At 56.9% G+C, this 2,612-nt stretch carries 1 protein-coding gene and 3 pseudogenes; 1 reads left to right on the plus strand and 3 read right to left on the minus strand.

Features of this window, described 5'->3' with window-relative positions; genetic code table 11:
* Positions 1–697: pseudogene (locus tag ESO89_RS18180) on the plus strand (ISNCY family transposase); the annotation flags it as partial.
* 33 nt (positions 698–730) lie between these two features.
* On the opposite strand, the pseudogene ESO89_RS18185 reads toward ESO89_RS18180, so the two are convergent.
* The 3 genes and pseudogenes from ESO89_RS18185 to ESO89_RS18195 form a co-directional block, all read right to left on the minus strand.
* Positions 731–883, minus strand: a pseudogene (locus tag ESO89_RS18185) (IS5/IS1182 family transposase); the annotation flags it as partial.
* 220 nt (positions 884–1,103) lie between these two features.
* A complete protein-coding gene (locus tag ESO89_RS18190) occupies positions 1,104–1,919 on the minus strand; it encodes an IS5 family transposase (protein WP_128906796.1) in 816 nt (271 codons plus the stop codon).
* 96 nt (positions 1,920–2,015) lie between these two features.
* Positions 2,016–2,612: pseudogene (locus ESO89_RS18195) on the minus strand (IS5 family transposase); the annotation flags it as partial.

The raw sequence follows: 2,612 nt of genomic DNA on the forward strand, positions 1-2,612 counted from the left end.
CGCTCGAAAACACGTCCTTCCGGAGTTCGACACCCATCGAGCGGCCCACAAAAAATACTCCGACGAGGTAATGCTGGACATGTTCGCGAGCATCTGTGCGAACAACGGCAGTGCTCATTCAGAAGCCGAGTACGGCTGGCTCACCGACGACGACATCATCTGTGACGACTCGACCTTCTTACGGGCAATTAAGAAGATCGCAACCCCGGAAGGCTCGGACGGTCAGCTCACGTTCGAGGATTTTGCGGATGATGATTCGTTGCCCGGAATCGATCGAATTCGAGATTCCGTTATGACAGCGTTCAACGCCGCCACAGAGAACGTCGTCAACTCGATTCGTGGAGACGATCCGTTTGACTCTCGGGAGACCGTTGCGGCGATCGACATCACGCACGAGCAGTTCCACGTCTGGCCGTGGGAGGACAAAGAAGCGGGTATCGCGAAGCCGGACTACCCGAAGATGGTGAGCGGGTACAAGAAGGACGGCGAGTACAAACGCGGCTACAAGTACGCGACAATCACCTTAGTCGGGGATCACGCACCGATTGTCCTCGGCATTGAACCGGTTAAAGAGAACTCTGCGTGGGAGCCCGACGACTCTCCATCGTATTCGAAGGCTGACCTGGTGAGTCGGTTACTTGATCGCGCAGAGCAGTTCGTCGATTTGGACACGGTAATGTTCGATCGTGGATTCTACGGGCTGTGTTGAATCGATGTAAGGCGTAGAGGTTCACTGTTTGACGAAGCGCTTGATGTTATAGACGACACACATCAGCGCGATTTCGCGGAACTCACGGAACCATGTCTGCGCTCGCACGGCGAAGCCGAGCGAGCGCTTCACAGCCGAGTTCACGGTTTCGGTCATAGAGCGCTGATTGTAGCTGTTATCATGCCTTGTTGAACGCAAGACTGCGTCGGGGTAGGGTCGATAACTCACGGTTTCACGATGTCAGAGACTGGTTCTTACACTCAGAAGATGTAGTAGCCGCCGCTGGCGGTGGTCGTCAAAGGGTCAAAACTATGGTATCTTACTTCCTTGATCAGGTGACGACGGCGATGCCTCTCCCAAATACGTCCGGAGAAGGGAGAGCAGGCGGCGAGCCCTAACTCGCCGCCTGCGTCAGGTTATGGATGATGCACTTCCGCGTGAGCTCCCGGAACTGGCCGTGCCAGCTCCGGGAGCGGAGCTTCTCGCCGTCGTCTTCCTTCAACTGCGAGAAGCCGGTTTCACTCATCCAGCGCTGGTTGTAATCCTCGTTCATCCGGGCGTTGTGAGCCTTCTGTAGCGGTGTTTGCTCTCTGTGCTTGATCAGTGGTCGCGTTGAGTTGGAGCGACACTCCTCACGGAGTTCGCTCCATGAGTAGTTCGCGTCGGCAGATAACACACGCAGGTCTTCCGCGTTCCGGCGGAAGACCTGCATCCCAATGTGGCCGTCCCACGCCTTCTGCGTCGTGAAATGAACGTCCTTGATCGCTAGCGAATTCACGTCGATCAAGATCGTCGTCTTCATCGACTGAAACGAGAAGTCTGCGCGATCGCGGTAGTGGTAGCTGGTTTGGTCGCGTTGAAAGCCGCTTGCGTCAATTGCGGCTTCACCACTCCAGCCCGCCTGCTCCGCCGAAGTGCGGAGCAGGCGGCGGAGTTCACGCATCCGATACTCGTTTTCCCACCGACAAAACGAACTGTAGTGCGGTGCGTCGTCGAGATCAAACACGGCGAGGACGCCGGGCATCTCGTTGAGGTAGTCTTCGGTCTCACGGAGACTCTTTTCGAGTTCGACGCGATACAGGATCAACGCGATCTGTACCCACTCAGCGTACCCGTCCGCGCCGTCCGGCGCGGCGGGTACGTCCGGATCATCAACATGCTGTTTGGCAAGATCTCGACACATCCAAGCAAGCCGTCTGAGCGATGCCATATCGCCAGACGGCGTCCATTTCCGGGTTAATCTGGCGGAATATTACAGTAAAAGCGTCCCAGACCGTCGTCACTAGGCGGCAAAACAAGGCATGTTATCATCAATTCTGGCGTTGTGTGCGTGGTCGTACGGAACGAAGATACGGTGCTTGATCAGCGGTCTGCTCCCGAGCTCACGTAATCCTTCACGAAGCGATTGCTTGTCATAGCCTTTATCGGCCGCGAGAGACCGCAGATCGCCCGCGTTCCGGCGGGCGATCTGCTCAGCAAGGTCTGCGTCGCTTCCGTCTCGGTTCGTTGAGCAGTGAACGTCAAGGACGGCTTGAGACGCTGTATCGACGAGCTTCGTGACTTTGAGCTTTTGAACGCGGTAGCTGATTCGCTGGCAGTAGTGGCGGCTGGCTGGTGAGCGGTCGTAGAACGTGGCGTCGATCGCGGCTTGTTCAGAGAGATCGTGCAGCTGCGCCGACTGGCGCAGCAGCACTCGACAGACGCTCATACTGATCCGGTCGAACGCCTTACACAACGTGGACGGTGCGGGGAGATAGGCCGCGTTGAGGCCGATCTCCCCGGTTATTTGTGGCATCTCTTTGAGTAAGTCGATCGTCATGCGGTACGATGAATCGAGGTAAATCCGCAGACAGTGAAGGGAAACGAGTGCATAGTCGGCGAATCCGCCGCCACCTTCCGGGGC

This window comes from Halorubrum amylolyticum (assembly GCF_004114995.1).
Lineage (GTDB): Archaea > Halobacteriota > Halobacteria > Halobacteriales > Haloferacaceae > Halorubrum > Halorubrum amylolyticum.

Bases quoted from the DNA above. Each gene is read 5' to 3' on its own strand.
- ESO89_RS18190 (WP_128906796.1), bottom strand. From the start codon at position 1,919: ATGGCATCGCTCAGACGGCTTGCTTGGATGTGTCGAGATCTTGCCAAA.